The sequence below is a fragment of the Bradyrhizobium sp. PRIMUS42 genome (genome assembly GCF_023006515.1).
GTDB lineage: Bacteria > Pseudomonadota > Alphaproteobacteria > Rhizobiales > Xanthobacteraceae > Bradyrhizobium.
Genome location: NZ_JALBGZ010000383.1, coordinates 1 through 6,179, shown reverse-complemented (window position 1 = coordinate 6,179; position 6,179 = coordinate 1). Strand labels below are relative to the sequence as shown.

The 6,179-nt window shown below is 63.8% G+C and carries 6 protein-coding genes; 3 read left to right on the top strand and 3 right to left on the bottom strand.

The window, feature by feature from the left end; translation table 11 throughout:
• Positions 1–252: 252 nt before the first annotated feature.
• Both MOV75_RS24135 and cysK read right to left on the bottom strand, forming a co-directional pair.
• The gene (locus MOV75_RS24135; protein ID WP_247006741.1) at positions 253–495 is read right to left on the bottom strand and encodes a BrnA antitoxin family protein; all 243 of its coding nucleotides are present in this window, start codon (positions 493–495) and stop codon (positions 253–255) included.
• A 3-nt stretch (positions 496–498) separates the two neighbouring features.
• The gene (gene cysK / locus MOV75_RS24130; protein ID WP_247006740.1) at positions 499–1,476 is read right to left on the bottom strand and encodes a cysteine synthase A; all 978 of its coding nucleotides are present in this window, start codon (positions 1,474–1,476) and stop codon (positions 499–501) included.
• A 330-nt stretch (positions 1,477–1,806) separates the two neighbouring features.
• Here cysK and MOV75_RS24125 point away from each other — a divergent pair, with 330 nt between their 5' ends.
• Positions 1,807–2,913 (top strand): acyltransferase, encoded by a 1,107-nt coding sequence (locus tag MOV75_RS24125; protein ID WP_247006739.1) that lies wholly within the window; start codon positions 1,807–1,809, stop codon positions 2,911–2,913.
• A 214-nt stretch (positions 2,914–3,127) separates the two neighbouring features.
• Positions 3,128–3,346 (top strand): hypothetical protein, encoded by a 219-nt coding sequence (locus MOV75_RS24120; RefSeq protein ID WP_246931047.1) that lies wholly within the window; start codon positions 3,128–3,130, stop codon positions 3,344–3,346.
• Between the two features lies 1 nt (position 3,347).
• On the opposite strand, the gene tgt is transcribed toward MOV75_RS24120, so the two are convergent.
• Positions 3,348–4,493, bottom strand: coding sequence for a tRNA guanosine(34) transglycosylase Tgt (gene tgt / locus MOV75_RS24115; protein ID WP_247006738.1), 1,146 nt, complete (start codon positions 4,491–4,493; stop codon positions 3,348–3,350).
• A 188-nt stretch (positions 4,494–4,681) separates the two neighbouring features.
• On the opposite strand from tgt, the gene MOV75_RS24110 reads away from it, so the two are divergent.
• The gene (locus MOV75_RS24110; protein WP_246932406.1) at positions 4,682–5,890 is read left to right on the top strand and encodes a patatin-like phospholipase family protein; all 1,209 of its coding nucleotides are present in this window, start codon (positions 4,682–4,684) and stop codon (positions 5,888–5,890) included.
• Positions 5,891–6,179: the final 289 nt, after the last annotated feature.

Below are 6,179 nucleotides of genomic sequence, written 5' to 3'. Positions count from 1 at the left end.
AGCAACCCCGGCGATGCCGCCGGAGCGGCCTTCGTGGGCGGCGTCGTCGGCGGCATGATGGGCGGCATGTTCCGGCGCTGAGACGCGACGCCGATCTCAAGACACAAAAGCCCGGCTCGCGCCGGGCTTTTTCATTGGGACGATGGTGCTAACCGCGTACTCCGTCATTGCGAGGAGCTCTTGCGACGAAGCAATCCAGAACTGCCACCGTGGAAGGATATTGCTTCGCTGCGCTCGCAATGACGAGGTTGCCTACTTCCCCGCGGCCTTTCGCAAGGCCTCGTTGATGCGGTCCTGCCAACCCGGTCCGCCGGCCTGGAAGAACTCCAGCACGTCCTGGTCGAGGCGCAGCGTGACCTGCTCCTTGACGCCGGGAACGACGTTTTGCTTGGGCGGCGCCGCGGCGACCTTGGCCGTCACCTTCTTGAATGCCGCCTCCGCTTCGGTCCTGGCATCGCCAAGCGTGCGCGGCCGCCTCGGTGGTTGGTCCGCCATGTCCTAGATCCCCTCAAACAGCGCCGTCGAAAGATACCGCTCGGAGAAGGACGGCACGATCGCCAGGATGGTCTTTCCCGCGGCGTCCGGCCGCTTGCCGATCTGCAGTGCTGCCGCGATCGCCGCACCCGAGGAGATGCCGCCCGGAATGCCCTCATGCCGCGCCAGCGCGCGCGCGGTCTCGATCGCATTCGTCGAGTTGATCTTCACGATCTCGTCGATCACGGCGCGGTCGAGAATGTCAGGGACGAAGCCGGCGCCGATGCCCTGGATCTTGTGCGGCGTATGCTGTCCGCCTGACAGCACCGGGCTCTCCTCCGGCTCGACCGCGACGACGCGAAGTGAGGCCTTGCGCGGCTTGAGCACCTGGCCGACGCCGGTGATCGTGCCGCCGGTGCCGACGCCGGCCACGAAGAAATCGATATTGCCGCCGGTGTCGTTCCAGATCTCCTCCGCGGTGGTGCGGCGGTGCACCTCGGGATTGGCGAGGTTCTTGAACTGCTGCGGCATCACCGAGTTCGGCGTCGTCTTCAGCAACTCCTCGGCGGCGGCGATCGCGCCCTTCATGCCTTGCGCCGCCGGCGTCAGCACCAGTTCGGCGCCGAGAAAAGCCAGCATCTTGCGCCGCTCGATCGACATCGATTCCGGCATCACCAGCTTGAGGCGGTAGCCGCGCGAAGCCGCCACGAAGGCGAGCGCAATGCCGGTATTGCCGGAGGTCGGCTCGATCAGCACGGTGTCGGGCGTGACGATGCCCGCCTTCTCCATCGCGATGATCATGGCCGCGCCGATGCGGTCCTTCACGCTTGCGGCCGGATTGAAATATTCAAGTTTTGCCAAAATGGTCGCATCCACGCCGTGCATGCCGGGCAGCCGGCGCAAGCGCACGATGGGCGTATTGCCGAAGGCCTCGACGATCGAGTCGTAGATCCGGCCGCGGCCGGGTTGGTGCGCTGCACCCGTGGTGGACGATCCGTCCATGATGAACTCCCTGTGGCGACAATGCTTCTGTCGACCGCTGCGCAGTTACAGACAGCTTGCGGCGACGCGCAAGCGACAATGCGGGGCGGCCCGGAATTCTGCTGCATAGCAAAATTGTGTGGGCAGGCCGGCTGTCTGGGCGGCGGCGGGAGGCCCAAGCCCGCCGTCCAGCCGATTTCGTTGTCAATCCGTTCACGATTGCCGTGTTGAACTGCCGGGGCGGCGTGCAGCCTTCAGATCATCGCTTGTGCCCTAGCCAAATGCCGTCCCGGCAGGCGACGTCCGTTGCGATCGGCCGATCACGGGCGGCCGGAGCGCAGAGAAGGCCTGATGCACAGACGGCTGGCATTCATCGATACCCTGCGCGGCATCGCCGTCCTGGCGGTGGTCGTCCAGCATGCGCTCGAGGTGATCGTGCGGGAACACCCGACCGGCGCCTATCATGCGTTCCTTCACGACGCGATCGGCTACTACATGAATTTCGGCCGGTTCGGCGTCGTGCTGTTCTTCTTCGTCAGCGGCTTCGTCATTCCCTTCAGTTTTCCCGCCAGCGCATCTCCCATAAACGACTTCGCGATCAGTCGCTTCTTCCGGCTCTACCCGGCCTACTGGGCCTCGATCGCGATCGGGCTGGTCACGATGCAGGCGGTCATGTCCAGGACCTATCCCCTGTCGCAGATCGCCGCGAACCTCACGATGCTCCAGTCCTTCCTGGAGGTCCCTCACCTCTGGGACTTCTACTGGACGCTCACCATCGAACTGCTGTTCTATCTTGTCTGCATCGTTCTCTTCGCGGCAGGATTGCTGCACCGGCGCCTCACGGCCGTCGCGATTGTCGTTGCAACCGCTCTTGCCGGGACGGCGGTGGCCGGCCTGGTTGAGCACAGGGCGGCCTGGGTGGTGACGGAGGTCGGCCTGAACCTGTCGGCAATGTTCCTCGGCAAGATCATTCGCGATACCGTCATCGGCGGGAGCCTGCGATGGCGGCATGTGGCGCTCTGCACGACACTCTACGTATTGTTCGCCGTCACGCTGTCCAGCAAACGCCATGGCGGGATCTACCAGGACGATTTCTTCTACAGCTATTCGGTCGGGGCAGCCTATGTCTGCGCGGCCCTCGTCTTCATCGTGTTCGCCGTAGTCGGCGAGAAGATGGCGTGGCGCCCGATCGCGTTCGTCGGCGTCATCAGTTACTCGGTCTACTTGATGTCGCCGTTCGCAATGGACTGCGTTCACCACTACGCCTGGCCGGGCGACGGACCGCTGGCATGGTTCGTGTTCGTCGCCGAGGTCGTGACGTCGTCGATCCTTGTCAGCTTCATGACATATTCGCTCGTCGAGACCCCCTCGATCTCGTTTGGGCGCAGGCTCCGTTCAGACCGCAGCACGCCGGTCGCTATCGAGCCGGCTCTCGGTCGGCAGGGTGCGGCGCAGTAATCGAACGTCACGACGCGCGAAGCAGTGCGGCGACTTATCGCGATGCACACCGATTGTTTGCATTGCGATAGTTGCGACTGCGAATTCGCCAAGCTGACGGCAGGACACATCGAGGTGAAGCTAATTTTATGAGAGCCAACGCATTTGTGTTGCGACCTCGTCAACTCCTTCTGCTTATGTTAGACTTACGTCTTAAAGCAGGGAGGTCACCACGATGTCAGCAGTCGCTGAAGTGTTGCCGACCGTCGCGGCGAACCGCGATCCGCGTTGCAGCGAGTTGCCCACCTGTCCCGTCTGCGCCGACTCCATGGTCGCCGCCGAAGCATCCGCCTACGTGTCGGACCACATGATCAGCTATCTCTGGACCTGCGACAATTGCGGCTATGGCTTCGTGACCAAGCACGCCGTGAAGACGCGCTTCCTATGCAACTGATCTAGCGCGGGGCGATGTCGCCCCCCGCCCAGTCCGCGCGTGTACGCTGATAGAACTCATCGAATTTTCCCCGTGCGACCGCGTCCCTGATGCCCTGCATCAGGAACTGGTAATAGGCGATATTGATTTCGGACAGCAGCATCGCCCCCAACGTCTCGCCCGCCTTGACGAGATGGTGCAGATAGGCGCGCGCGCAGTTGCGCGTTGAGGGCCATGAGCTTTCCTCATCCAGCGGACGCGGATCGTCGGCATGGCGCGCATTGCGTAAATTCACCTGACCAAAGCGCGTGAAGGCGACGCCGTGCCGGCCGTTGCGCGTCGGCATCACGCAATCGAACATGTCGATGCCGCGCTTCACGGCTTCGAGGATGTCGTCGGGCGTGCCGACGCCCATCAGGTAGCGCGGTCGCTCCTTCGGCAGCACCGGCGCGGTCTCGTCGATCATCGCCAGCATCACCTCCTGCGGCTCGCCGACGGCAAGGCCGCCGATCGCATAGCCGTGGAAGCCGATCGCGACCAGGCCTTCCGCGCTGGCATGACGAAGCTGGGGAATGTCGCCGCCCTGCACGATGCCGAACAGCATGTAGCCGTCGGGAGCGCTCTCGAAGGCGCGCTTGCTTCGCTCGGCCCAGCGCAGCGACAATTGCATCGCGCGGTCGATGTCGGCGCGCTCGGCCGGCAGCCGCACGCACTCGTCCATCTGCATGGCGATGTCCGAGCCAAGCAGGCGCTGCACCTCGATCGAGCGCTCCGGCGACAGCTCGACCTTTGCACCGTCGATATGCGAGCGGAAGGTGACCGCGTGCTCGCTGATCTTGCGCAGGTCCGCCAGCGACATAACCTGGAAGCCGCCGGAATCCGTCAGCATTGGCCCGTTCCAGCCGGTGAACCGCTGCAGGCCGCCGAGGGCCGCGATCCGCTCGGCGCTCGGACGCAGCATCAGGTGATAGGTGTTGCCGAGCACGATGTCGGCGCCGGCATCGCGCACCTCGCGCCAGTGCATGCCCTTCATGGCACCGGCGGTGCCGACCGGCATGAAGGCCGGCGTCCGCACCACGCCGTGAGGTGTGGTCAGGCGTCCGGTGCGCGCGGCGCCGTCGGTGGCGAGCAATTCAAAGTGATTGGGAAGGTCATTGTCGGGATTCATGGCGGTGCTTATTGCGTGTCGGAGGAAGCCGATCAACCCGCCCAACCCAGTCCTGGCCGGACCGTGCCTCAGACCGGGACACAATTAAAGCGGATAAGGCCGCCGCGCCCCTTGTTAAACAAAACGATACCGTGTAGTTTTATGTTGGGCTGGACGAGATGCCGTGGGCGAATTGCCGGCGGCGGTCAATGCGTGATCGACAGCCACCGACAATGCCTTTCCCTTCATGTTCGACCGACATCTCCAGCCGCTCGCGTGACTGGATCAGGCAGACAGCTGCCCGTCTGATCGGTTTCCTGGTCCTGACGTGCAGCCTGGCACTCGCCGGCTGCACCTCCCTGCCCCGCACGCCCTACACCGCCGCAGAAGCCAGCACCTCGCGTGTGCTCGATATCGATGGCCTCAGGCGCTACGCCGACGAGCCCATCACGAAATTCAGCTTCGAGAAGGACAACAGCACCGCGACGAAGTCCTATCTGGCGCTCTCCGGCGGCGGCGCCGATGGCGCCTACGGCGTCGGCGTTCTCAACGGTTGGACCGCCGCCAGAACCCGTCCGACCTTCTCTGTCGTCTCCGGCGTGAGCACCGGCGGGCTGATCGCGCCGTTCGCGTTTCTGGGATCGCAATATGACGACACGCTGAGGGAGGTCTACACCAGCGGCATCGCGGAAAGCCTCCTGAACGATCCCAGCATCATGCGTGTGCTGTTCGGATCGGGCCTGTTCGGCAATACAAGGCTGCGCGAGCTCGTCGCCCGCTATGTCGGGCCCGAGATCATGGCGCAAGTCGCGCGCGAGAATGCCAAGGGCCGGAAGCTGGTGGTGGTGACGACCGATCTCGACACCCAGCGCACCGCGATCTGGGACATGGGCAAGATCGCCGCGGTCGGAACGCCCGAGGCGCTAAAACTGTTTCGCGACGTGATGGCGGCCTCCGCCAGCATCCCCCTGGTGTTTCCGCCGATCATGATCGACGCCGAGGGCCAGGGCCGCAAGTTCCAGGAGATGCATGTCGACGGCGGCGTAACCGCCCCGGTGCTGACGTTGCCGGAAGCCTTGCTGTTCCAGGGCAGCCGGCTGCCGGGCAGTGCGAAGCTGGACATCTACATCCTCGTCAACAAGAAGATCGAACGCAATTTCGAGCTTGTCTCCAACGGCACCATCGATGTCGCCTCGCGCAGCCTGTCGGCGATTACCCAGTCGCAGACGCGCTCGATCATCTTCTCGACCTATGATTTCGCCAAGCGCAACCGTCTCGGCTTTCATCTCTCCTACATCGCACGCGAATATCCGGCGCCGCCGTCGGAAGGGTTCGACACCTCCTATATGCGGGCGCTCTATCAATACGGATACGACAAGGCCGCGTCCGGCCAGGCCTGGAGCTCGACGGTGCCGTAAGCGCCGGTGACGGAACGAGGCCCTGCTGAAACCGTTGACGATACGGCCAATTCGGCCAGATTCGCGATGACGCCTCCGCTCCTGCGCGATATAGAGCGAATGACCATTGTCGGAAACGCGCAGGAATCATTGGGCATGGGATTGACTGCGACCAAGACGAGAGCGGCAGCGGCGCGCCGCGAGGTGCCGAAATCCCGCGGCGGCCGGCAACGGCAGCAACTACAATCCGTATCTGGACATCTTCAGCGCCAAGAACAGCGATAACCACCATGCGCAACGAGGCGTCTCC